Below are 24,539 nucleotides of genomic sequence, written 5' to 3'. Positions count from 1 at the left end.
CCCCACCCGCCGAGTACGAAGCCAAGTACTACAGCCAACAGCCAAACCTGCAGGCCACGGCCACAATCTAGAGTCTCTGAAGAACCCGCAGCGGTTCACCATTTGCCGGTCGGTCTTAATCGAGTGCGAGAGTCCCGGTCCGGGTGATACAAGGTCTGCGTGACTGAGCATCTCTACTTCCCCACCCTGCTGCGGATGATTGACGAGCGGTCCGCCGCGTTCCGCGCCGCCGTCGCCGCGGCCCCCAGCCTCGACGCCGACGTCCCGTCCTGCCCGGGCTGGACGCTGTACGACCTGGCGAACCACCTCAGTGAGGGGGACCGCTTCTGGGCCTACATCGTGCTGAACACCGCGCCGGGCGACGAGCGGCCGAGCAAGGACGGGCTGGCGGCGCCCAGGGAGCGCGAGGCCCTCATAACCTGGCTGGCCGACTCGACGGAGCAGCTGCTTACTGCTCTGCGCGAGGCCGGCCCGGACCGGGGCTGCTGGGCCTGGTGGGAGCCGCTGGCCTCACCGCACACGGTGGCCGCCGTGGCCCGCCGCCGCGTCCCGGAGTCGCTGATCCACACCTACGACGCCCAGCTGGCCTCCGGTACCCCGCAGGAGCTGCCGACGACCGAGGCGGTCGACGCCATCGAGGAGTTCCTCGCCACCGTCTGCACCGTCACGGTCCCGTGGCCGGGCGAGCCCGCCACCATGGACTACCACGCAGCCGAGGCTGGCTCCTGGCGCCAGACGGTGGACGCCGCCGGTTCCCGCTTCACCCGCCTCACCGCGGCGGCGGCCGCCGAGAGCAAGCCCACCGCCGCCATCTACGGCACGGCGAGCGAGATGGCCCTGCTCATGTACATGCGCATCCCGGCCGGCTCGCTGCGGATGGAGGGCGACGCCGACCTGCTCCAGCAGCTGCAGGACTGGGACTAAGACCGACCGGCAAATGGATCACTTGAGGCGTCGGGTGGTGGGGCGGCCGTCCCAGCGGTAACGGCTCGTCGAGCGTCGGATGAGCATGCGGAGCGTGACGAGAGTGGCGGCGAGGTAGAGGTAGAAGTCCACGACCTCGCCGCTCCTCTCGCTACAGCGACGGAGCTTTCCGTAGCCGTTCATCCACGAGTGGGTGCGCTCTACCACCCAGCGTTTTCCGGCTTGGATCGGGGCGGGCACGCCCTTGCGTGCGATCTCGGCAGTGAAGCCCAACCCGGCTGTCAGCAGACGGGACTTGGCGCTGTCGTAGCCGCGATCGAGGTTGACGTTGACGGTCTCCGGCATCGCGCCGACCTGTGCCTGTGCAGCGTCCAGAGTGGGGCCGAGCAGGGGTGAATCGTGCCGGTCGGTCTAATAAGCATCAGCTTGGGATGACGCCAGCAGCGGAGCAGGCGGTCCGGACCCTACGGAGGAGTGGCAGCGGCGGGAGGTGGCCCGGCTCGTGAGCCGCTCCTCCACCGTGTCGGAGGGGAGCAGCTGTTGAGCAGGGTGGGCCGTCAGGACTGGTGGGCCTCCTCGGCTGTGAGCAACTGGGCCAGCCCCGCCCTCCAGAGCCTCGATCGGGCCTCCAGCTGCTGCTTGTCCCGTACGGCGTCCGCGTCGCCGTCCTTGTGGCGATTGGCGATGCGGCTGAGCCACCGGGCCGAGCGAAGCTGACCGCACCACCGTCCTCGCAGCCCCACAGCAGACCGCGGCGAGGGGCTTTTTGCCCGCACGCGAAAGGCCCCGCCAACCCGGCGGGGCCTTTCGCGTTCCCGGAGGACAAGCCGCAACCTGTCAGAGCGTCAGCAGTCCATATGCGGCTATGCCCTCGTCTCTCATGTCGGCCAGTCCGGGGTCTGTACGGTGACCGGCTCTGGCCAGACCCACCCGTCGGTGAAGCCGAGTTGGAAGGCCGGGCGATCAGCGACGATGCCGCTTGCGGCGCCGGGACCCAGGCCGACGGTGAATGCGACGACCGGGCCGGTGCACACGATGCGTATCGAGTGGGCCACGACTGTTCCCTCCTGTTTCGTAACCATGCCGCGCCTGTGAGTGGTTCGCGGAAATCGTCCCGATTTTTTGCGTTTCTTTCCGCACCGATGAGGAAGATCTTGCCGTCCAGGAAAGGCGATGTCCTGGCCACAGAGGTGGCATCAAGCCACTCGGCAGCTACGTGCCAGATCATTTCGCCTGCGAAACCATTGCGAATCCGACCGCCATTCACCGATGATGATCACTGACCTGGGGAGGGCAGCGCGGTGTTGCAGGCACTCGGACTGAACGCACGGACGGAGAACGTCTACCGGACCCTGCTGGCCGAGCCGGACGGAGGATTCGAACGGATCGCCGCCGTCCTGCACCTGACGGAGGCTCAGGTGCGCGAAGCACTCGACGAACTCCTGGAACTGACGCTCCTGCGGCCCGCGAACGACTCCCATACGCTGCGGGCCGTCAGCCCGGAAGTCGGACTGACCAGGCTGCTCGCCCACAACCAGAACCAACTGCTCTTCCGCCAGCAGCAATTAGAGAACGCCCGGCCCGCCTCCATCGGAACTCCCTGCTCCAGCGACGTCGCCGTGAAGACCGACGTCCGCTGCCGACCGTTCAGCTCACGGCGAGCGCCGCGGGCCGGGTCCCGGGACAGCTGTCGCTGACTGTTCGGCGGACTCCGAACGGTCATGCCCGTCGAGAAGTACTGGCTCCCGGGCCGTCACCGGAACTCGTGCCGGCGCGGCCCTTCTCCGCAGCGACTGCGTCAGCGACGGCCGCACCGGCCGGCGGTGCTGCTGAGTGCTGCTCCCGTTCGGGAGCCCTCCGTCGGAACCCTGACCCCGCCTGGTGCCGGGCACCGGGACGGGTCGGGGCCGATCTCTTCATCCAACCGGAAGGAATCAACGCATGGCATCCGTCATCAAGACCCGGAACGCCGCAACCCGGCTGCTCACGGCCGTCGCCGTCCTGAGCGGCCTGGTGCTGAGCGCCGCACAGGCCCACGCCGCGACCCCGCCGCCCCTGACCGAGGCGCCGGCGGCCACCGCTGCTGCGCTGCCCGTGGTGGACATGGAAGCCACCGTCCTGGCCGCGCAGATCGATCCCCGGCGCCCCGACAGCACGCAGACCCCGGGCGCCCACGACTCGGTCCTGGCCGTCGAGCAGGCCCTGCAGGCCCGCGGCCTCCTCGACGCCCGCTGGGTGGACGGCTACTTCGGCACCACCACCATCGCCGCCTACGCCGCCTTCCAACGCTCCCTCGGCTACAGCGGCCTGGACGCCAACGGGCTGCCCGGCGCCTCCTCCCTCACCGCGCTCGGGCAGGGCCGCTACACCATCACCCACCAGATCGGGCCCGGCGCGCACCTGCAGCGCGACGGATACACCGTCAACACCCGCACCCAGAACATGCTCACCGAAGCCGAACGCCTCCTGGGCTTCCACCTCACCCTCGACCAGGGCTCCTACAACCCCGGCGGCGATCCCACCTCCGCCGGCACCCACGACGGCGGCGGCGTCGTGGACATCAACGTCAACGGCATGTCCAGCACCACCCGCACCGCCGTCGCCCAGGCACTGCGCCAGGTCGGATTCGCCGCCTGGGTCCGCAACCCCACCCAGGGCAACTGGCCGTGGCACATCCACGCCGCCGCGATCAACGACACCGACCTGGCCACCCAGGCCCAGAACCAGACCGGTGACTACTACCTCGGCCTCAACGGCCTGGCCAACCACGCCGCCGACGACGGCCCCCGCATCCCCATCCAGACCTGGGAGGAGTACCAGCGAACCCACTGACCGCGCACGGCACCACCCAGGCACCACCCGAGCACGACCGAAGCACCCGTCGATGACACGTCACGAAAAGAGAGAGCCATGAAGAACATACGCACCACGCTCACCGTCGCCGGCGCCGCACTGGCCATGGCCGTCCCCCTCGTCGGCGCCACCTCCGCCCCCGCCTTCGCCGCGTCCCGCGACGGGGTCTGCGACGCCGGAGAGTTCTGCTACTACTACAACAGCGACGAGGCCGGCTCGATCTCCGACTTCACCGGCTCCCTCGGCGACTACGGGACCACCCAGCCGTCCTGCTACGAATTCAAGAGCGCCAGCAACGGCCAGGGCGTCTGCGTCAAGAACAACGCCGCATCGGTGTGGAACCGCACCGGACAGACCGTCCGCGTCTACTACAACAGCGGCTACGCCGGCGCCTACCAGGACTTCGCCCCCGGCGCCAAGGGCAACCTCAACGCCACCCTGAAGAACAACAACGCCTCCCACCAGTTCCTCGGCGGCACCGGCGGCAACCAGACCCCCGTCGACGACTACGACCACAGCGGCCACGGCTTCTACCCCGACCAGTGCACCGCCTTCGCGGCCTTCCGCGTCGCCACCCGTCTCGGCATCTCGGACTTCGGCAACTCCTGGGGCGGCACCTCCTGGTTCAACGCCAACACCTGGGACGACTCCGCCCGGCGCGCCGGCCTCACGGTCAACACCACCCCCACCGTCGGCGCCATCGCCGTCAACGACGTCCACGGGACGTTCGGCCACGTCGCCTACGTCAACGCCGTCTACTCTGACGGCTCCTTCGACGTCGAGGAGTACAACTGGAACAACCCGACCGCCTACGGCACCCGCAGCCACGTCCACGTCAGCAACGCGCAGTCCGACTTCCAGTGGATGATCCACTTCTGAGCGACCACCCGTCGGGCAGGTGAGCCCGTCACCGGACTTCGGCCGGGCCCCATCCTCCAACTGCGGGGGTGGGGCCCGGCCTCGTTGCTCTGTGCCGCGGGTCAGTGCGCGGGGCGTTCGTCGATGACCTGCTGGAGTTCGCTGGTGCGGGGGTTGGTGGCGAGTTCGGAGCGGGCACCCATTCGATCTGGAGGGGGTGGATGGCGCCGATGGCGGTTTCGTCGGCGTAGGTGGACCGCGTCGTCGAACACGGTCGCTGCGCCGGCGGTTCCGGCGGCGCGGGCGAGGAGGATGACGGCTGCGGCACGGTCGTCGGGGATGCGGGAAAGGTCGCGGGCGCGGGCGAAGCGCCGGTAGACGGTCTGCCATGGGCCGTACCGCTCGGGCAGATCACGCCACGGGGCGCCCGTGCGCAGACGCCACAGCACCCCGTTCACCACCTGGCGGTGATCACGCCAAGGACGCCCCACCCCGTCCCGCCGCGGCAGCAACGGCTCAATCCTGGCCCACGCCGCATCTGTTATCTCTCCTCGACCCACCACAAGATCAATTATGAGACACGGCCTAGGACTGGGCCTCAAGCCCCCCGACGGCCAGTTCCTGGCGACTGCTCGGGTTGGGCGCCGAGGGCCGATTGGTTCACGAGGCTCAGCGGTGCCGCCAGGGACTCCAGACTGCGCCGCTCGGCGCGAACGCCGATCGCCGCCTCGACCAGACCGGCCAGAACCATCAATGCCGCGCCGATGCAGAAGGCGAGCGTGGTGTCGCGGGTCTTCCCACTGCTCACCAGTCCGTTGAAGATCAGCGGGCCGGTGATGCCGCCGATCGCGGTGCCCACCGCGTAGAAGAAGGCGATGCACAGCGCCCTGGTCTCCAGCGGGAAGATCTCACTGACCGTCAGATAGGCCGAGCTCGCACCGGCCGAAGCCAGGAAGAGCACCGCGGTCCAGCAGGCGGTCATCGTGGTCGCCGTCAAGTCACCGCGCTGGAAGAGGAACGCGGTGACGAAGAGCAGCGCCCCGGAACCGATGTAGGTCCCGGCGATCATCGGCCTCCGGCCGACGGTGTCGAAGAGCCCGCCCAGCAGCAACGGCCCGAGGAAGTTACCCACCGCGATCACCGCGAAGTAGTAACCCGTGTTGCCGGTCGGCACCTTGAAGAAGGTGGTGAGGATGACCGCGTAGCCGAACGTCACCGAATTGTAGAGAAATGCCTGGCCGATGAAGAGGGCGAGCCCCAGTGTGGTTCGGCGCGGGTAGCTTCGGGTGACCGTCCGGGCGATCGTCAGGAAGCCGATCGAGGCACGGGGACGGATCGTGATCGGCTCGCCCTCAGGCTCCGGGAGTTCCGCCCCACTCTGCTCCACGACCGTGCGCTCCGCCTCGCTGACCACCTCTTCGGCCTCCTCAGCCTGCCCGTGCGTGAAGAGCCAGCGCGGGCTCTCCGGCACGTGCCGCCGCACCAGCAGGATCACCAGCCCGAGCACCACACCGATCCCGAAGGCCAGCCGCCACCCGAGGTCGGTGGCGAACAGGGCGGTGTTCAGCAAGGCAATCGAGGCGAACGCGCCGACCGCCGCACCGATCCAGAAGCTGCCGTTGATGATCAGGTCGACGCGGCCGCGCACCCGGGCCGGGATCAGCTCGTCGATCGCCGAGTTGATCGCCGCGTACTCGCCGCCGATGCCGAAGCCGGTGAAGAACCGGCAGAGGAAGAAGAACCAGGCCGTCCAGGAGAACGCCGTCACCGCCGTGGCCGCCAGGTAGACGGCCAGGGTCACCATGAAGAGCTTCTTGCGGCCCAGCCGGTCGGTCAGCCAACCGAAGAACAGCGCCCCCGTGCAGGCGCCGGCCACGTAGAGGGCCGCCGCCACGCTGGTCACCTGCTCGGTGCTGATCGAGATCCCGCTGCCCTGCTGCGCCAGCCGGCCGGCCATGTTGCCAACGATCGTGACCTCGAGACCGTCGAGGATCCAGACGGTGCCCAGGCCGATGACGATCCGCCAGTGCCAGCGGGACCACGGCAATCGGTCCAGCCGGGCCGGCACATCAGTACTGATCAACGCGTCACCCGGTCCCGGGGTTGCCACCCGCCTCACCCACCCGTCCACTCGCCGACACGACGTGCCGATCCTGGCCCTACGCGCCGGCCGGCACTGACCGGCTGCACTGTTCCGGATGCTGCTCCATGACTCCTTCGACCCCCGCAGAGCCCAAGCTCAGGGCAGGACACCCCCTCACGGACGAAGGGGGTACGGGGTGCGTCCACGCGGAATGGCGCGGCCTTGTCCTCGGCTTGCCGCCCTTCATCACTGCGGCGTCTGCCCTGACAGTCCCGGCGGAAACCTGACCGGCTCGCGGCCGGTCGGCGCGCCCCTGACCGTTCAACAGCCTGTGAACGTGCGCACCTGATGGCCTCCTCACGTGAGCTTGCGCAGTTCATGATCGCCCTGGTGACGAAATTCGCCGACCGACTCGGCAGCCCGCGCGACCAGGTTCACCCAAAGGGGAGCGGCCCGTGCATCAGTACGAGCATTGATCCAGGACCGCGATCAACTTGACCGCTGGCGCCACCTCGACCCCGCGCTTGCGCAGGCCACCAGGTTCAGCCTGCCCGGCTCGCGCGGCAGCAACCTGACACCCAGTCAGATTGGTCAGCAAAAGGTCAGCATCTGTACGAGCAGACGCTGACACACCCGCTCAAACACGAGAAACGATCGGGACTGCTGCCCGCCTGTCAAAGCGTCCATAGCTCTTCCGCCAAGGAGGCCCTGCGGAGCGGTCGGCCTACGCCGCACCAGTTGCAATGCGCACCCGCCATGGCGCAATCCTCGCAGGTCAACACCCGCTGCCCGCTCGGCTCCGACCGCATCGGGTCAGCCGTTTCTGCCCGCACCCCCACCACGCCGAATCCCCTTCCCTGAAACTGCCCGCGCTTGTACGCTCTGACTGCTGCCTCCGGCCAGGCCTTCCTCTACAACTCGGTCACCTTCGGCTACGCGGTCATCCCGACCACCTTCTTCGCCGTGCCCGAGGGACACACCGGCTACTACTTCGCGGTCATCGCGGTCGGCAACTTCCTCGGGCCGCTGCTGCTCGGCCATCTCTTCGACTCGGTCGGCCGCAAGCCGGTGATCGCCGGAACGTACATCGGCTCGGGGGTGCTGCTCTTCGGCACGGCGTACCTGTTCCAGCGCGGTGCGCTGGACGCCCTCACCATGACCGCCTGTTGGACGGCCGTGCTCTTCCTCGCCTCGGCCGGGGCGAGTGCCGCCCACCTGACGGTCAGTGAGATCTTCCCGCTGGAGACCAGGGCGCTGTGCATCGCCTTCTTCTACGCCGTCGGGACGGCGATCGGCGGGATCAGCGGCCCGCTGCTCTTCAACGGGCTGGTGAGCAGCGGCACTCCGGCGGACACCACACTGGCGTTCTGCACCGGCGCCGGCCTGATGGTGGCGGCCGGCCTGGTGGAGGCGGCGGTCGGCGTCCGCGCGGAGCGCCGCAGCCTGGAGTCGCTGGCCGCCCCGCTCAGCGCGGTGACCTCCGGGAGCGGCACTCCGTAGGGTTCGCCCGTGTGGCCCGCTCGGGGTGGGGCCGCCCACCGCTTCTGCGGGCCACACGGAGTCTTGGAGGAAGGCCGGTCAGACCTCCAACTCGGCCTCGATGCGCCGCAGTTGGTGCCGCGCCATGGCGAGGTTCGCCCGGTTGCGGTCGAGCGCGAGGTAGAGGAAGAGGCCCTTGCCGGAACGGCTGGTGAGCGGGCGGATGACGTGGTACTGGCCGCTGAGCGTGATCAGGATGTCCTCGATCGTGTCGTTCAGCTTGAGCATCTCCATGGCCCGGGCCTTGGCCCGGACCACGTCGGTATTGCCCGCCGCCGCGACGTTGAGATCGATGGTGCCTTCGCCGCCGAGCGTGCCGAGCGCCATTCCGCTCCCGTAGTCGACGAGCGCGACGCCAATGGTTCCTTCGATGGAGCTCATGACGTCTTTGAGGGCGGTCTCGGTGTTCGCCATCGGATGGTCTTCCCTTCGGGGGTGGTGTGGGGCAGTGCGGTCGGTGCCCGATCGGGCGGTGGTGACGGCGGTCCGGGGCGGGGGCCCGCGGACCGGTCAGGACAGCAGGTCAGGAAGCCAGGTCAGGAAGGCAGACGGCCGAGCGCGGTGTCCGCGAGCGCCGCGATCCGGGCACCGGCCTTGCGCGCCTCCAGGTGCAGCCGGCCCACGTTGGCCTCGGGCCCGGCCAGCAGGGTCAGCACCACGAAGGCGCCGACCGCGTACGTCGCGGTGTACCCGAACTCGCCCCGGGTCAGCAGCTCGCGGAAGCCGCCCCGGCCGGTGGCCTCGGTCAGTCTGGCGCCGACGCCGAGCGCGGCGGCGGTGAGTGCCGCGATGCCCTCCGGTTCGAGGTCGGTGGTGTCGTGGGCCACCACCAGCCCGTCCGTGGTCGCGACCAGCCCGCCGGCCAGGTGCGGGATCCTGGCACGCAGACCGCGGAGTTCGATCAGGACGTCGTGCTCGGATATCACGGACTGCCTCCTTCCGGTGAGTTGGCGAATTGCGCGTTTCATTCGGCGGCCACGGTGGACAGGGCCGGTCGGGCCGGCCAGGCGGACAGAGCGGTCACAGACGGGCCTCCAGCGCCGCGCGGAGTCGGATCAGCAGGGCAACTTCGGGATCCGCCGAGCCACCGTTCAACCGGCCCATGGCGCCGGGGAGCACGGTGGGCCGCAGGGTCGGCACGGCGGAGAGCGCCGGTCTCACCGGCATCGCCGGGGCTACCGCGGCGATGACCTCGGGCGAGCTCTCGACCAGTCCGGCAGCGGCGAGCCTGCGGACGTCGAGCAGCGTGGCGAACGCCGGCCGCCCCAGCAGCCGGGCGATGTCCAACGGCGTCCGCCGCCCGTCGGCCGCGTTGACCACGGCTCGCTGACCCCGGCTCCAGCACCCCCCGGCCGCGTCCGGCGCGGCCGTGCTCAGCCGCAGCGGAGTGCTGTCCAGCCAGGGACAGGGCCAGATCCGGTCGAGCAGCGCCCGGCGCCGGGCCACCGCCGCGCGCAGCGTTCCGACGTCGATCGGACGGATCACGCCGACCCTCGGATGCACTCCCGGCTGGAAGCGGACCGGGCCGCTGTCGTGCGGCAGCGCCAGGAAGGCGGCGTCCGAGACCGTGGTGAGATGGCAGAGTTCGAGCACTCCCCGGCCGATCCGCCCCGAGCCCCACAGGGCTTCCAGCAGCGGCAGTCCGGTGGCGCCGACGAGGTCCAGCAGATCCTGCTCGGTGAGCCGTCCGGAGCGGACCAGCAGGGTCGGCAGATCGGGGGCCGCCACGCTCTCCACCTGCAGGACGGCGCCCTCGACCAGGTGCACCACTCCCGTGGTGCTCTGCACGGCACCGGTGCGGCGCTCGGCGGCGAGCATCCCGACCACGTCGCCGAGCGTACGGTCCGGCGTCAGGAGCAGCGGACGCCGACGCGACACCAGGGGCGAGCGGGTCTGAAGATCCATCAGATCAACACCAACTGTTCGGCGAGATTGCGCAGTCGCAGCCGGGCCATGGCCAGATTGGCACTGCCGCGGTCGAGCCTGAGATAGAGGAAGGCGCCGCTCTCGAAGCCGGCCTCCACGAAGCGGAGCAGGTGGTACCGCCCGGGCGAGGTGACGATGACGTCCTCGGCCAGGGTGCCGGTCGAATCCGGGTCGGCGAAGGACGGGTTCTGGATCACGGCGCGGGCCAGGTCGGTGGCGTCGGCCGCACCCGCGTCGTGGTCACCGGAGGGCCCGTCCCCGACCGCGCCGAGCGTCAGACCACTGGTCCAGTCCACCAGGCTGACGCCCAGCGCGCCGGGTATCGTCATCGCTTCGACGAGACACTCATCGATTCCCGTCAACTCGCTCCACCTCTTCGTCCGAAGGCACGCGGAGCCACCGCGCTCACGTGCGGTAGCCTCGACGCCACGAAACGCTATCGCGTGCGGCAGCCGAACATGCGAGTTCCGGCAAACCCGTCTGGCATATGACGATTCTTTGACAATCCGACAACCGATGTGCTTGCGGATCGTCCACCCTGGCAGACGAGTTGACCCCGCCGAAGATTGGTCTGGACCATGAACCGGGGACAGTTGGGGTTCCGTACAGCTGCCGCGAGCCGCAGATGCCACCGCTCACCCACCCATCGACCTCCCGGTCGGCTTCGTGGCCGACCTCGTACGGGAGTCGAAATCCGGTTGGCCGCCCGGCCGGCCGGCGGCAGACTCGGCGAGGTGACAGCCCTCCGCGAGATCCGTGCCGACTACGACGCCCACACCATCGCGCTCTACCAGGCGTACCCGCCGGCGATCGCGGTCCCCGCCGTGGCGGCCGACCGCTTCGTGCCGCCCTTCTCGCGCGGCCGGATGACCTGGATCAAGCCCTCCTTCCGCTGGCTGATGCACCGCAGCAACTGGGGCCGGAAGCCAGGACAGGAACGGGTGTTGGAGGTCCGCATCACCCGAGCGGGCTGGGAGCGGTCACTCGCCGGGGCCACCCTGACCACCGCCGACCCGGCCGCCCTCGCCGGGGCGGCGGTGCACGTCCAGTGGGACCCGGAACGCTCGCTGTCGGGTGCGGCGCTCAACCACTACAGCATCCAGGTCGGGATCGGCCGCGCCGTGATCGACGAGTTGGTGGACGAGTGGACGGTCTCCGTCACCGACCTCACCCCACGGGTCAGGAAGATCGCCGAACTGGTCCGCTCCGGCCGGACCACCCAGGCCGCCCGGCTGCTCCCGGCCGAGCGCCGCTACCCGCTGGAGCCGTCGTCGGCCCGGCGGCTGGGCATGGACTGAGCCGAGCGGCCGAAGGGGTCGGACCAGGCTCGGGGCGGGCCCGGTCGGCGGGGCGTGGCTGCGGGCGGGGTGGGCGGTGGTGCACTCGTTGGGCTCAGTCCGCCGTGCCGTCCGCGCTACGGGAACGCACCCTGGAGCCGCGGACAGGTCCGCAGCCGAGCGATCACAGGAGCCCCCATGAACATGTCCGCCCCGCGAGTCGGCCGTCAGCTCGGGCAGGCCGCGACCGGGCCCCTTACCGGGGTCGGGCCCAAGGCGCGGGCCGGTGCTCTGCTGCTGGCGGCCGCCGTGCTGACCGCAGGCGCGGCGGCGTGCAGCTCCGAGAAGACCAAGGGCGGGATCAGCCCTGCGGTGGTGTCGGCCGCCGCGGAGGCGTCCCGGCGGGCCGCGTCGGGTGCCGCGGAGGCGTCCGAGCTCGGCGGTCCGCAGGGGTCCGCGGCGGCCTCCGACGCGGCGGCGCTGTTCTCGCAGGCGGCGGCCGTCGCCTCGGCCTCCGCGGCGTCGGCGACCGCCGCGCTGCAGTCCCGGGCAGCGGCGTTCGAGTCCTCGGTGTCCGCGCAGGTGTCGAAGTCCAGGCAGCAGGCGACCGAAGCGCTGGCCGGCGTCACCGGCAGCGGCAACGCACTCGGCGACGTGACCCTGACCGGGATCCCGACCGCGGCCTCCGACGGGTTCCCCGCAGTGACCCTGACCATCACCAACTCGACCTCGGCCAAGGCGAACTACGCCGCCCAGGTGGACTTCCTGGACGGCTCCGGCTCAAGCGTCGATTCGGTGGTGGTCGGCACCGAGGGCATCGCCCCTGGCGAGACCCGGACGGTCCTCGCGCACGGTGCCAAGCGGGTCTCGGCCGCGACCGCCAAGGTGGCGCGGGCCCAGCGCTACTGACGCCCGCACCGCCCGCGCCCGCCGCACTGCCCGCGTCACGGCTGCGCGCGCGTCAGGGCTACGCGCGCTGGAAGGCGTCCAGCCGTTCGGTCTCGGCGGCGGTCCAGCCCTCCGGCGGTGCGATCTGGGCCCACGCGCCGGTGGGCAGGGTGCCGAACCGGTGGCCGTACCCGTCGGGGACGCTGTCGGCGGCGGCGAGGTCACAGGTCACCTGCCAGAAGGTGACCAGCGGATACCAGCGCATGGCGTCGGAGACGTCGGGGGAGCGCGGCCGATCCAGCCAGGCCGGGCGGGCCCAGAGCAGCCCAGGCTCCCACCAGGTCACCGGGTCGCCGCCGTTCTGCAGGTAGACGACGCGCGGCGGCGCCCACTCGGCCGGCGGCTTCCCGAAGTCGTCCGGCCACTGGGCGAACCGCACCGTCCGGCCGTCCTGGTAGACCGGCCGCCAGATCGGGCTGCCCCGGTCGCGGCCGTCGGTGACGGTCCGCCGGATGGGGTTGTCCGGGGTGGGCCCGACCAGGAGCGCGCCGTCCACCTGCTGCGCCAGCTGGGCCACCCCGTCGGGGAAGGCCCGTTCGGTGGCGTACGAGCCGAGGCTCTCCCCCGCCACCAGCAGCCTGGGCCGGGCGTCGGCGGGCAGCTGCGACCAGCGGGCGCGCACGGCGTCGATCAGTGCGACCCCCGCGTCGCTGGCCTCCCCCTCGGCGAGGAAGGAGACCCAGCTGGGCAGGTACGAGTACTGCATGGCGACCAGGGCGCTGTCGCCGCCGTACATGTACTCCGGCGGCTTGGCGATCCGCTCGTTGACCCAACCGGTCCCGGTGGTGCTGATCACCACCAGGACCCGGCGGGAGAAGGCGCCGGTCCGTTCCAGTTCGCGCACCGCCAGCTCGGCCCGCTCGTGCAGGGTGCCGGCGGACCGCAGGCCCACGTAGACCCGCACCGGATCCTTGGCGGGCCGGCCGGTGAACCGGCTGATCCCGGCGGCGGTGGGGGCCTGGCCGATGAAGTCGCGGCCCTTGGAGCCGAGGCTGTCCCAGGGTTCCAGCGAGGCCGGGCTGCCCGAGAGGGTCGGCAGCTCGGGCCGGACGATCCCGGGGGAGGTCGAGAGATCGGTGACCGAGGCGGCGCCCCCCACCACCGCCAGCAGCCCGCGCAGCAGGAAGCCCTGGACCAACCCGACCACCAGCACCACCATCAGGACCGCCGCCGCCGCCGTCGCCTGCCGCGGCGGGACCACCCTGGCGGTCAGCCGGGCCAGCTGCCGGGTGCCCAGCCGCAGCGCCCGCGCGACGAGGACGAGGAGCCCGAACAGCACGACGGCCAGCGGCAGTACCAGCGCCCACTGCCACCAGACGATCCGCGGGTCCAGGTGCACCGCCCGGCGCAGGTCGCCCTGCCAGCGGACGCTCCACGCGGTGACGAACACGATCCCCGTGCCGCCCGCGGCCGCCAGGACGAGCCACCCGATCCGGCGCAGCCGCTCGTCGGGGCGGACTCCGCAGCGCCTCACGATCAGGCCGATCAGGGCACCGACGGCGTACCCGATCGCGGCGGTGATCGCGCAGGCGGCGGCCTGCAGCCACCAGGGGCGCGGCAGCAGCGACGGCGTGAACGACAGCCAGTAGCCGATCACGGCTCCGACCAGCGCGCTCCAGCTCGGCAGGCGGCGCACCACGGGCCGGCGCGAGGGTGCGGGAAGGCCCGAGGGTTCGGGACGGCGGCGGGGCTGCTCGACGGGCTCGGGCATCAGACGACGGGCCGGCCGGTACGGCGGGTGCTGCCACGATTGATGCGTGAAATGCCCATTCTCACCCCAGATGTCGGTCCGTATTCCATCCGCGAGGATAGGGACGGCCGGTACCCGCACCGGGGAGGCGCGCACGGCGGGCGGACGGCCGCCGAGTGGTCCGGTCCCACCGGCACGAGGACCATCGGGACTGTGAACGGCATGCGGCTTCGGCGACCGGTGGACACCCGGGTCGCCCTCGGCGTCGCCGTCGTCCTGCTGGTACTGGTCAACCTCACCCTCCACCGGTGGGCGCCCGGCTGGGGGCTGCTGACGACCGTCCCGGCGGTCCTCGGTCTGCTGGCCGTCGAGTACTGGAGCGGCGGCAGCCGGGCCGAACTGGGGCTCGGCGCGGGAACCCTGGGGCGCGGTGCCCGCTGGGCGCTCGGCTGCACCGGCGTGGTCGCGGCCGGCTACCTCCTCGCGGCCCTGCTGCCGGTCACCCGGCCGCTGTTCCAGGACACCCGCAACAGCGGGCTCAGCGGCGCGGACATCGCCTTCCGCGTGCTGGTCGCGGTCCCGGTGGGCACCGTACTGCTGGAGGAGCTGGCGTTCCGAGGTGTGCTGTACGGACTGGCCCGGCGGCGCTGGGGCCGGGTGGGGGCGACGGCGTTCTCCTCGGCCCTGTTCGGGCTGTGGCACATCCTGCCGTCGCTCCATCTGGCCGGGGGAAAACCGACGCTCGCGCCGCTGTTCGGCGGCTCGTTGGCGGGCGCCCTGCTGGCGGACGCCGGAGCAGTGCTGTTCACCGCGGCGGCCGGGGTGCTCCTCTGCGAGCTGCGCAGACGCAGCGACAGCCTGCTCGCCCCGGCGGGACTCCACTGGGCGGTCAACTCGCTGGGGTACCTCGCCGGGTTCCTGCTCAGGTGATCCCGCGCGCCCTGCGCCGCCGCCGGGCAGGCGCCGGCAGCACAGGACGGGTCGGCCGGTCGGCAGCTCCCCCGGTGCGCCGCCAAGCGAACGCCCCGAGCCCTGACCGGGGTTCGGTACCGGCTACGGTCGTGCGCGAGATCATGTCCGGGTCTGCCGCGCCGACCACCCCGGATGGGCGGCCAACTGCACTGGGAGCCGATAGTCGTGACGACGAGTTCAGCCACCGAGTCCTACCGCGCAGCGCGTGACCTGCTGCTCGGACTGTCCGGTGAACACCCCACCGCCCTGGCGGAGTTCCGCTGGCCGGCCTTCCGCCAGCGGTTCAACTGGGCCGTCGACTGGTTCGACGCGATCGCCCGCGGAAACCACCGTACGGCACTGTGGATCGTCGAGGAGGACGGCAGCGAGGCCCGCTACAGCTACGACGAGATGGCCCGCCGCTCCGACCAGGTGGCCCACTGGCTGGCCGGCCAGGGCGTGCAGCCGGGCGACCGGGTCCTGCTGATGCTCGGCAACCAGGTCGAGTTGTGGGAGTCGATGCTCGCCGTGATGAAGCTGGGTGCGGTGATCATGCCGGCCACCACGGCCCTCGGCACGGCCGACCTGATGGACCGGATCGAGCGCGGCGGCGCCCGCCATGTCCTCGCGAACACCGCCGACACCGCCAAGTTCGCCGCGGTGCCCGGCTCCTACTCGCGTACGGTGGTCGGCGGCCCGGTGGCCGGCTGGGCGTCCTACGCCGAGGCGTCCGGGGTCGGTGAGCCGGCGCCCTTCGAGGCGCGGACCGCACCGGACGATCCGCTGCTGGTCTACTTCACCTCGGGCACCACCAGCAGGCCGAAGATGGTCGAGCACACCCAGGTCTCCTACCCGGTGGGACACCTGACGACCATGTACTGGATCGGGCTGCGCCCCGGCGACGTCCATCTGAACATCAGCTCCCCCGGCTGGGCCAAGCACGCCTGGAGCAGCTTCTTCGGGCCCTGGATCGCCGAGGCAACGATCTTCGTCCACAACTACTCGCGTTTCGACGCCGCCGAGTTGGTGCGGCAGCTGCACCGGGCCGAGGTCACGACCTTCTGCGCTCCCCCGACGGTGTGGCGGATGCTGATCCAGGCCGACCTCTCGGCCGGCCCCGGCACGCTGCGCGAGCTGGTCGCGGCCGGGGAGCCGCTCAACCCGGAGGTCATCGCGCAGATCGAACGGGCGTGGGGGCTGACCATCCGGGACGGCTTCGGGCAGACCGAGACCACCCTGCTGGTCGGCAACACTCCGGGCTCCCCGGTCAAGCCCGGCTCGATGGGCCGTCCGCTGCCGGGAGTTCCGGTGGTCCTGGTCGACCCGGTCAGCGGCAGGCCCGCCGAGGAGGGCGAGATCTGCCTCGACCTCGCCGAGCGCCCGCTCAACCTGATGACCGGCTACCTCGGCGACCCCGAGCTCAACGCCAGGGTGACGGAGGGCCGTTACTACCGCACCGGCGATGTGGCGGCCCGGGACGCCGAGGGCCGGATCACCTATGTCGGCCGCAGCGACGACGTGTTCAAGGCCTCGGACTACAAGGTCTCCCCGTTCGAGCTGGAGAGCGTCCTGATCGAGCATCCCGCCGTCGCCGAGGCCGCCGTGGTCCCCGCGCCCGACCCGGTCCGGCTCGCGGTGCCGAAGGCGTACATCGCGCTGGCGCCGGGCTGGGAGCCCGACCGGGAGACCGCCCTGGCCGTCCTGCGGCACGCCAGGGAGAGCCTCCCGCCGTATCTGCGGGTGCGCCGGATCGAGTTCTTCGACCTGCCCAAGACCATCTCCGGGAAGATCCGCCGGGTCGAGCTGCGGACCCGCGAACAGCAGGCGGCGGACACCGGAGCGAGCCTCGACCGGGAGTGGCGCGACGACCAGTTCCCGGAACTGCGGGGCACCGCAGGCTGATCCGCCGCCGCTCCCGGGCCCGCTCACCGGGCCCGGGACGGCCCCCGACGGCGTCACAGGTGGGGCCGTGTCGATCCGTGGGCAGGATTCGGGGGCCCCGGATGCCCGGCAGGTCCTGGATTCGGTTCGCGATGGCGGCGTTGACCGCACTGGCGGTCCTCCGTGCTCGACCGCCTGCTCACGCACCTGCGCGCCCCGCGCTCGCACTGCGCCGGGTCGGCGGCCTGACCGTGGCCGACCCGCCTTCGCGCCGCCCACGGCAGGCCCGGCGACACCCGGGACCAACGCTTGCGACCGGCCCCACACCTCGGCGATCCGCCGGAGTGTCAGGTGATATGACGCACAGTCAGCTGCGGTAGAACCGTGGTATGGACTGCTTCCCCCCCGCCGGCCCTCGGACGCCCGAGACCCCGTCGGCTGCGCACCGCCCCTCAGCACCCGGCTCCGGCCGCCGGCTGCGCCGGCCCGCCGGCCTGGTCGCCGTCGCCACCGCCGTCGCCACCGCCGTCGCCACCGCCTGCACGACCGGCTTCGCGCTGCCGGCCGACGGCGCGGCGACGTCGGTTGCGGCGTCGGAGGTGGTGCAGCGGCAGTTCGCGGCCGCTGCGGCCGAGTTCGGGGTACCGCAGAGCGTTCTGCTGGCGCTGGCCTACCGGCAGACCCGCTGGGAGTCCCACCAGGGGCAGCCGAGCACGACGGGCAACTACGGCGTACTCGGCCTGACCCAGGTCGACGTCGCCGCCGAGAACGCCGCCACCGCGGGCCGCACCGGCGCCGGCCGCGACAGCCACGAGCGGGGGGACGGTGACCCGCGCCGCAGACGCGGGCCCGTCGCCCCCGGGCCGATCGCACCACGGGTGGTGGACTCCCCGGCGCTGCACACCCTCGACGCCGCGGCCGGGCTGCTCCACCGCCCGGCCGAACAGTTGAGGTACGACACGGCGCAGAACATCCGGGGCGGCGCGGCCCTGTTGGCGCAGTACCAGAAGGCCGCAGGCGGCCCCGCCTCCGCCGATCCCGGCCAGTGGTACGGCGCGGTGGCCCGGTTCGGGCAGGCCGGCACCCCGGGCCGGGGCGGCGCAGCGGGCCGCGCGTTCGCGGACCGGGTGTTCGAGACCGTCCGCACCGGCGCATCCCGGAGCACCGCCGAGGGCCAGCGGGTCACACTGCCCGCCACGCCGGGGCTGGTGGTCGCCGAACCGCCGGGCTCCACCGGGTCCAGAGCCGTGCCGAGCACGGCCGAGTGCCCGGTCGGCCTCGGGTGCGACTTCACACCCGCCGCGTACGCGCTGACCGACCCCAACGACCCGACCTCGTACGGGAACTACAACCCGGCCAACCGCCCCGAGGACGGCGAGAAGATCCGCTACATCGTCGTCCACGACACCGAGAGCGACTACGCCGGGGCGATCGCGTCCTTCCAGAACCCCGCCGAGCAGGCCACCGCGCACTACCTGGTACGCGCCTCTGACGGCCATGTCACCCAGCTGGTGCACACCCGGGACATCGCCTGGCACTCCGGCAACAAGACCGTCAACATGCACAGCATCGGGATCGAGCACGAGGGCTTCGCGCTTCCGGCCGACCGGCCGACCTGGTACTCGGAGCAGCTGTACCAGTCCTCGGCGGAGCTGGTGCGGTACCTGGCCGCACGGTTCGGTGTCCCGCTGGACCGTCAGCACGTCATCGGCCACGACGACGTGCCCGGGCCGACCCAGGACGCCGTCCCCGGGATGCACTGGGACCCGGGGACGTTCTGGGACTGGAACCACTACCTGGAACTGCTCGGAGCGCCGATCGGACCGGGCATCGACGCACCGCCGCGGGCCGGGGACACCGTCACCATCGCCCCGCCCTTCGACTCCGGCAACCAGCCGCCGGTCAGCGGGGTGCCGGCCCGACCGGAGAACTTCGTCTACCTGCGCACCCGGCCGGCCGCCGACGCCCCGCTGGTGAACGGCGGCGGCACCAGGGCCGACGACTGGAGCGACAAGGCGGTGGCCGGCACCGGCTACGTGGTCGCCGACCAGCAGGGCGACTGGACCGCGATCTGGTACGACGGCCAGAAGTGCTGGTTCGCCAACCCGGGCGGGCGAAACGCCAGGACCACGTCCTCGCCGCTGCCCGGCCTCGCGCCGCTCATCCACCTCCTGGGCCTGGCCGGACGGACGGTGCTGACCCCGCGCCCCGGCCTCGCCTCGATCCCGGTGTACGGGCGGGCCTTTCCCGAGGCCGCCGCCTACGCCCCCTATCCGGCCATCAAGGCGCTCCCGGTGGTGGCGCTGAGCGCCACCGTCCCGGCGGGGCAGGCGTACCTGGCCGTCGACGGCACACCGGAGCCCGGCGACTTCTTCTACGACCAGAACATCAACGGCGACGCACCCGACGACCGCACCCTGGTGGTCGGCAAGGACACCTACTACCCGATCCGCTACAACCACCGGCTCGCCTTCCTGAAGTCCTCCGACGTCCAGGCGGCCGTACAGCTGCCGTCGTCCGGCAAGCGCTAGCGTCCCCAGCGGTGCGGCGCGCGGCGCTCCATGCGGTGGGAGCACAGGAGCGGAGCTCGCGGCTGCCTACTGCGGCCGCTCCGCCGCCAGGCAGCCGCGCAGGTCGGCGGGGCCGATCAGGGCGATCGCGTGGCCGTCGTGCAGGACGACGGCCGTGTCCAGGCCGCGCCCGGTCAGTTCGGCGAGTGCCGCCTCGGCGGGCTCTCCCGAGCCGAACCGGGGCAGCGGCGCGGCGAGGTGATCGCCCACCGGGTCGCCGGGCGCGGCCCTGCCGCTCTCGACGGCGGCCGTCAGCTCGTCCAGTGCCACCGATCCCGCCAGCTCGGGCGCGGTCGGCCGACGGCGGGGGCCGACCGGGCAGGGACCTGCGGGCAGAACGGCGGGTGCGCCGCCGGCGCATCGCTCCCGCAGCGCCGCCAGGGCGTCGGCGACGGTGGTGCGCCCGTTCAGGTACGGCAGCGGCTGCTCCCGCGCGGCGGCCGCCACCGCGTCGTCGACCCGGACGCCGGCGGCGTCGCCGTCCAGGAAGCCCAGCCGCAGCAGCCAGCCGTCGTCGAAGTACTTCGTGAGGTACTGGCGACCGGAGTCCGGCAGGATCACCACCACGACCGCCTCCGGTCCGGCCTCGGCGGCGACCTGTCGGGCCGCGGCCACCGCGGTGCCGGAGGATCCGCCGACCAGCAGCCCCTGTTCGCGGGCCAGTCGACGGATCGTCAGCAGGGAGTCGCGGTCGGCGACCGGCACCACCCGGTCCACGACGTCCTGGTGGTAGGACTGCGGCCAGAGGTCCTCGACGGTCTCCGGGTGCCTCCAGTGCCCGGCGGCCTCGACGAAGTAGGGCCGGCCGTCGCCCCCGGAGTAGACCGAGGAGGCCGGGTCCGCGCCGATCACCCGGACCGCGCCGCCGCTGACCTCCTTGAGGTAGCGGCCGGTACCGCTGATGGTGCCGCCGGTGCCGATGCACGACACCAGGTGGGTGATCCGGCCTCCGGTCTGCCGCCAGATCTCCGGCCCGGTGGTCAGGTAGTGCGCCTCGGGGTTGGCCGGATTGTCGTACTGCCCGGCCAGCCAGCCGCCCGGGATCTCCCCGGCGATCCGCGCCGCCGTGCCGAGCGGGTGCTCCGGATGGTGGCGTGGCACTCCGGCGGGCTTGAGCACCACCTCGGCGCCGAACGCCCGCAGCGCCGCGACCTTCTCGCTGCTGGTCCGGTCCGACAGGACGGTCACGATCCGGTAGCCCTTCGTGGCCGCGACCAGCGCGAGTCCGACGCCGGTGTTGCCCGAGCTGGCTTCGACCACCGTCCCGCCGGGCTTCAACAGCCCCTCCCGCTCGGCCTGTTCGATCATGCGCAGACCGATCCGGTCCTTCACGCTGCCGCCGACGCTCAGGTACTCGAGCTTGCCGTAGACGGCGGCCTCGCGGCCTTCACCGGACGTTCGAAGCCGCAGCAGCGGCGTGTTGCCGATCAGCTCGGTCACAGAGTCGTGGGCATCCATCTCCCGCACGGTAGCGAATCCGACGCCGTGCGGTCGGCGGAACGTCCGGATGTCCGTCCACGCGAGTGGACACGCCGCCCAGTCGGAGGACTGGACGCCCGGGCCGACGCCATATCCCCTGCCGTGCAGCCGACTTGGACCACTCACCGGATCGCGACCTGCTCTGCTCGATAATGGCAGGGCCGATCCGCCACGTGTACGGTGCTGATCCGAACGGACGGCGCCTGGCGGGAGTCTGAGTGGTGATCTCATGAGGAGAGCGCGAAGGCTGCGCGCGGTCATCGTCGGTGCCCTGCTCGGCGTGATCCCCGGCCTGCTACTGGTGGGCTGGGGCATCTACTCGATGAACTCCGGTGCGGAATGCGGCTGGGAGGGCATGTCCGAGGGCGACCGATGCCAGGTGGGCAGTGTCGTCCGCGACTACGACGGCCAGCAGAAGGACTCGTTCCTCGCGGGGACGCTCTGGATCTCCGTGGGCGGCATCGTGCTCCTGGCCGGCGGGTACCTCGGCGCCAAGCTCAGCCAGGAACGGCTGCGGGACGAGGCCCGCGCGGCGGCGAAGTTCACGTCCCGGCAGCGGCAGCCGGCCGACCCGGCCATGCTGTTCTAGGCAGACCGCTCCACGCAAGGCTGCGGACGCCCGCACGGCGCAGTCGCTCATCGAGTGCATCCTCTTCGCGATCGGCCGGCCCCGTGACTGCTTCATCGAGTCGTTCCCCTTCGAACGGGTCTGAGCGATGCGGCCCTGGCGGTTGTGGGAGCTCCCAGGCGTGGCGCATCCCACTCGGGCCGGGATCGGGGTAAACATGCGTATGGCCCGAGTCCTGGGCCGCTCCTCCCGGCTGCCTTGGCGCCGATCAGGTGGCCACCGTCAGCGGCGACAGCCGCGCCAAGTTCCGAGGGAGCCGTCAGTGGGACGTCTGCGGTCGGTGGCGAGCATCCGCAGCGTCGCCGGTCAGATGTTCCTCCTCCAGGTGCTGATCGTGCTGCTGCTGGTGGTGACCGCGGTGACCACGCTGCTGGTCAAGGCACGGACCGACAGGATCCAGGCCGCGCGCAGCCGTTCGCTCGCCGTGGCCGCGTCGTTCAGCCACGCGCCCGGCCTGGTGCCCGCGCTGCGGAGCCCCGACCCGACCGCGCTGCTGCAACCGAAGGCGGAGGCCGCCCGGGTGCAGAGCGGCGTCGACTTCGTCGTCGTGATGAACCGGGAGGGCATCCGGTACACGGGCCCCGAGCCGGACCAGATCGGGAAGCAGTTCATCGGCACCATCGCCCCGTCGCTGGCAGGCGGCGTCACGCTGGAGAACGTCAGCGGCCCGGTCGGCGAGGACGTGCAGGCGGTCGTCCCGGTGACGGACCCGAGCGGTGCGGTCGTGGGCCTGGTGTCGGCCGGGCTCCAGGTGAGCCGGGTGAGCAGTGCGATCAACCGTCAGCTCCCGTTCATCCTGGGTGCCGGTGCGGCCGCGCTGGCCCTGGCGACGGCGGGGACGGCGCTGGTGACCAGACGGCTGCGGCGGCAGACCCGCGGACTGGGCCCGGCCGAGATGACCCGGATGTACGAACACCACGACGCGGTGCTGCACGCGGTGCGCGAGGGCGTGGTCATCGTGGGCGGCGAGGGCCGGGTGCTGCTCGCCAACGACGAGGCGCGCCGCCTGCTCGGGCTGTCCTCGGAGTTGGAGGGGCGGCTGGTCTCCGAGCTCGGTCTGGCCCCCCGGACGGCCGGTCTGCTGCTCTCCCGCCGTGCGGTCACCGACGAGGTGGTCCCGCTCGGCGACCGGCTGCTGGCGGTGAACATCCGCCCCACCGACCAGCAGGGCGGCCCGCCCGGCAGCGTGGCCACCCTGCGCGACTCGACCGAGCTGCGCGCACTGGCGGGGAAGGCCGAGGTCGCCCAGGGCCGGCTGCGGCTGCTGTACGACGCGAGCGTGTCCATCGGCACCACCCTCGACGTCCAGCAGACCTCCGAGGAGCTCACCCGGGTGGCGGTCGGCCGGTTCGCCGACCATGTCACCGTCGACCTCGCCGACTCCGTCCTCCAGGGCGAGGAACCGCAGGCCGGGGTCTACGACGAGGTGCCCGAGCTGCGACGGGTGGCGCTCAGCGGCATTCGGGACGACCACCCGCTGGTCCGGGAGGGCGGAGCGCACCGCTACCCGGCGAACACCCCGATGGCCGTCGGCTTCGTCACCGGACGGCCGGTGCTGGTACCCGACGTGCAGACCGCCACCGATCCCCGCCGACCGGGCGACCGCATGCAGCGGGTGCTGGACTACGGCCTCCGGTCACTCATCACCGTTCCGTTGCGGGCCCGCGGCGTGCTCATGGGCGTCGCGAACTTCTGGCGCACCAACGAAAGCGAACCCTTCGACCAGGACGACCTCTCCCTCGCCGAAGAACTCACCGCCCGCGCCGCCGTCTGCATCGACAACGCCCGCCGCTACACCCGCGAACACGCCATGGCCGTCACCCTCCAACACAGCCTCCTCCCCCGCGGCATCCCCGAACAGAACGCCCTCGACATCGCCTACCGCTACCTCCCCGCCCAAGCCGGCGTCGGCGGCGACTGGTTCGACGTCATCCCCCTCCCCGGCACCCGCGTCGCCCTCGTCGTCGGCGACGTCGTCGGCCACGGCCTCCACGCCGCCGCCACCATGGGCCGCCTCCGCACCGCCGTCCAGAACTTCTCCGCCCTCGACCTCCCCCCCGACGAACTCCTCGGCCACCTCGACGAACTCGTCACCCGCATCGACCAGGAAACCACCACCAACAACGGCAACCCCGAAATCTCCGGCGCCACCTGCCTCTACGCCATCTACGACCCCACCACCGCCACCTGCACCCTCGCCCGCGCCGGCCACCCCCTCCCCGCCCTCGTCCACCCCGACGGCACCGTCCACTACCCCGAACTCCCCGCCGGACCACCCCTCGGCCTCGGCGGCATGCCCTTCGAATCCACCGAACTCCACCTCCCCCCCGGCACCAACCTCATCCTCTACACCAACGGCCTCATCGAAGACCGCACCCGCGACATCACCACCGGACTCGACATCCTCACCACCACCCTCACCCACCCCACCCGCACCCCCCAGGACACCTGCGACGCCATCCTCACCGCCCTCCTCCCCACCCGCCAAACCGACGACATCGCCCTCCTCGTCGCCCACACCCACCTCCTCAACCCCCACCACATCGCCCACTGGAACGTCCCCAACGACCCCGCCGCCGTCGCCGGCATCCGCGCCGCCGTCACCCGCCAACTCACCCACTGGGGCCTCGAAGAAACCACCTTCACCACCGAACTCATCCTCAGCGAACTCATCACCAACGCCATCCGCTACGCCACCGCCCCCATCCGCGTCCGCCTCCTCCTCGACCGCACCCTCATCTGCGAAGTCTCCGACACCAGCAGCACCTCCCCCCACCTGCGCTACGCCGCCGCCGAAGACGAAGGCGGCCGCGGCCTCTTCCTCGTCGCCCAACTCGCCGAACACTGGGGCACCCGCTACACCCCCGACGGCAAAATCATCTGGGCCGAACAACTCCTCCCCCCACCCCCGAACAACCACCCCCAGTAACCC

The 24,539-nt window shown here is 71.6% G+C and carries 19 protein-coding genes and 2 pseudogenes; 12 read left to right on the top strand and 9 right to left on the bottom strand.

From position 1 onward, the window contains the following. Positions 1–159: 159 nt before the first annotated feature. Entirely contained in the window at positions 160–924 is a 765-nt protein-coding gene (locus tag UK12_RS27315) for a maleylpyruvate isomerase family mycothiol-dependent enzyme (RefSeq protein ID WP_045305835.1), read from the top strand. Between the two features lie 18 nt (positions 925–942). On the opposite strand, the pseudogene UK12_RS27310 reads toward UK12_RS27315, so the two are convergent. Further along, a pseudogene (locus UK12_RS27310) lies at positions 943–1,332 on the bottom strand (transposase); the annotation flags it as partial. An 893-nt stretch (positions 1,333–2,225) separates the two neighbouring features. On the opposite strand from UK12_RS27310, the gene UK12_RS27300 reads away from it, so the two are divergent. From UK12_RS27300 to UK12_RS38505, 3 genes are all read left to right on the top strand, one after another. After that, positions 2,226–2,621 (top strand): hypothetical protein, encoded by a 396-nt coding sequence (locus tag UK12_RS27300; protein ID WP_045305832.1) that lies wholly within the window; start codon positions 2,226–2,228, stop codon positions 2,619–2,621. A 244-nt stretch (positions 2,622–2,865) separates the two neighbouring features. Beyond that, a complete protein-coding gene (locus tag UK12_RS27295) occupies positions 2,866–3,756 on the top strand; it encodes a peptidoglycan-binding domain-containing protein (protein ID WP_156178956.1) in 891 nt (296 codons plus the stop codon). 78 nt (positions 3,757–3,834) lie between these two features. Beyond that, positions 3,835–4,656, top strand: coding sequence for a CHAP domain-containing protein (locus tag UK12_RS38505; protein ID WP_082119999.1), 822 nt, complete (start codon positions 3,835–3,837; stop codon positions 4,654–4,656). Positions 4,657–4,994: 338 nt separating this feature from the next. Here the strand turns inward: UK12_RS38505 and UK12_RS43595 are convergent. Beyond that, a pseudogene (locus UK12_RS43595) lies at positions 4,995–5,195 on the bottom strand (transposase); the annotation flags it as partial. A gap of 38 nt (positions 5,196–5,233) precedes the next feature. After that, complete coding sequence (locus tag UK12_RS27285) at positions 5,234–6,718, bottom strand: MFS transporter (protein ID WP_231591407.1); 1,485 nt, start codon at positions 6,716–6,718, stop codon at positions 5,234–5,236. 873 nt (positions 6,719–7,591) lie between these two features. On the opposite strand from UK12_RS27285, the gene UK12_RS27280 reads away from it, so the two are divergent. Beyond that, complete coding sequence (locus UK12_RS27280) at positions 7,592–8,218, top strand: hypothetical protein (protein ID WP_197085206.1); 627 nt, start codon at positions 7,592–7,594, stop codon at positions 8,216–8,218. Between the two features lie 78 nt (positions 8,219–8,296). Here the strand turns inward: UK12_RS27280 and UK12_RS27275 are convergent, their stop codons facing one another. The 4 genes from UK12_RS27275 to UK12_RS27260 form a co-directional block, all read right to left on the bottom strand. Beyond that, entirely contained in the window at positions 8,297–8,671 is a 375-nt protein-coding gene (locus UK12_RS27275) for a hypothetical protein (RefSeq protein ID WP_045305831.1), read from the bottom strand. Between the two features lie 122 nt (positions 8,672–8,793). Beyond that, positions 8,794–9,183 carry a roadblock/LC7 domain-containing protein gene (locus tag UK12_RS27270; protein WP_052682192.1) on the bottom strand — a complete coding sequence of 130 codons (390 nt, stop codon included), beginning with the start codon at positions 9,181–9,183 and terminating at the stop codon, positions 8,794–8,796. Positions 9,184–9,277: 94 nt separating this feature from the next. Next, positions 9,278–10,162 carry a hypothetical protein gene (locus UK12_RS27265; RefSeq protein ID WP_052682191.1) on the bottom strand — a complete coding sequence of 295 codons (885 nt, stop codon included), beginning with the start codon at positions 10,160–10,162 and terminating at the stop codon, positions 9,278–9,280. Further along, positions 10,162–10,512, bottom strand: a complete 351-nt coding sequence (locus UK12_RS27260; RefSeq protein ID WP_231591406.1) for a hypothetical protein — start codon at positions 10,510–10,512, stop codon at positions 10,162–10,164. The genes UK12_RS27265 and UK12_RS27260 overlap by 1 nt, the downstream gene beginning before the upstream one ends. A 405-nt stretch (positions 10,513–10,917) precedes the next feature. Between UK12_RS27260 and UK12_RS27255 the strand changes: the two genes are divergently transcribed. Continuing rightward, positions 10,918–11,481 (top strand): DUF4291 domain-containing protein, encoded by a 564-nt coding sequence (locus UK12_RS27255; protein WP_045305839.1) that lies wholly within the window; start codon positions 10,918–10,920, stop codon positions 11,479–11,481. Between the two features lie 177 nt (positions 11,482–11,658). Next, complete coding sequence (locus UK12_RS27250; protein ID WP_052682190.1) at positions 11,659–12,369, top strand: hypothetical protein; 711 nt, start codon at positions 11,659–11,661, stop codon at positions 12,367–12,369. Positions 12,370–12,427: 58 nt separating this feature from the next. Here the strand turns inward: UK12_RS27250 and UK12_RS27245 are convergent, their stop codons facing one another. Next, a complete protein-coding gene (locus UK12_RS27245) occupies positions 12,428–14,119 on the bottom strand; it encodes an alpha/beta hydrolase (RefSeq protein WP_045305828.1) in 1,692 nt (563 codons plus the stop codon). Positions 14,120–14,320: 201 nt separating this feature from the next. Between UK12_RS27245 and UK12_RS27240 the strand changes: the two genes are divergently transcribed. The 3 genes from UK12_RS27240 to UK12_RS27230 all read left to right on the top strand — a co-directional run bounded on the left by UK12_RS27240 (position 14,321) and on the right by UK12_RS27230 (position 19,461). Next, a complete protein-coding gene (locus tag UK12_RS27240; RefSeq protein WP_045305837.1) occupies positions 14,321–15,028 on the top strand; it encodes a CPBP family intramembrane glutamic endopeptidase in 708 nt (235 codons plus the stop codon). Positions 15,029–15,202: 174 nt separating this feature from the next. After that, entirely contained in the window at positions 15,203–16,951 is a 1,749-nt protein-coding gene (locus UK12_RS27235; RefSeq protein WP_045305827.1) for an AMP-binding protein, read from the top strand. 368 nt (positions 16,952–17,319) lie between these two features. Further along, positions 17,320–19,461 (top strand): N-acetylmuramoyl-L-alanine amidase, encoded by a 2,142-nt coding sequence (locus UK12_RS27230; protein WP_052682188.1) that lies wholly within the window; start codon positions 17,320–17,322, stop codon positions 19,459–19,461. A 66-nt stretch (positions 19,462–19,527) separates the two neighbouring features. Here UK12_RS27230 and UK12_RS27225 read toward each other — a convergent pair whose 3' ends face one another. Continuing rightward, complete coding sequence (locus tag UK12_RS27225; RefSeq protein WP_045305826.1) at positions 19,528–20,958, bottom strand: pyridoxal-phosphate dependent enzyme; 1,431 nt, start codon at positions 20,956–20,958, stop codon at positions 19,528–19,530. A gap of 250 nt (positions 20,959–21,208) precedes the next feature. On the opposite strand from UK12_RS27225, the gene UK12_RS40075 reads away from it, so the two are divergent. Together UK12_RS40075 and UK12_RS27215 are read left to right on the top strand one after the other, a co-directional pair. Next, on the top strand, positions 21,209–21,568 hold the full coding sequence (locus UK12_RS40075; RefSeq protein ID WP_045305825.1) for a hypothetical protein: 360 nt from the start codon (positions 21,209–21,211) through the stop codon (positions 21,566–21,568). A 301-nt stretch (positions 21,569–21,869) separates the two neighbouring features. Beyond that, a complete protein-coding gene (locus UK12_RS27215) occupies positions 21,870–24,536 on the top strand; it encodes a SpoIIE family protein phosphatase/ATP-binding protein (protein WP_197085204.1) in 2,667 nt (888 codons plus the stop codon). Positions 24,537–24,539 lie beyond the last annotated feature (3 nt).

It is taken from the genome of Saccharothrix sp. ST-888 (genome assembly GCF_000955975.1).
In the GTDB taxonomy this organism is placed as follows: Bacteria; Actinomycetota; Actinomycetes; order Streptomycetales; family Streptomycetaceae; genus Kitasatospora.
Note: the sequence above shows the minus strand (reverse complement) of the source record. Positions and strands in the feature narration are given on the sequence as shown.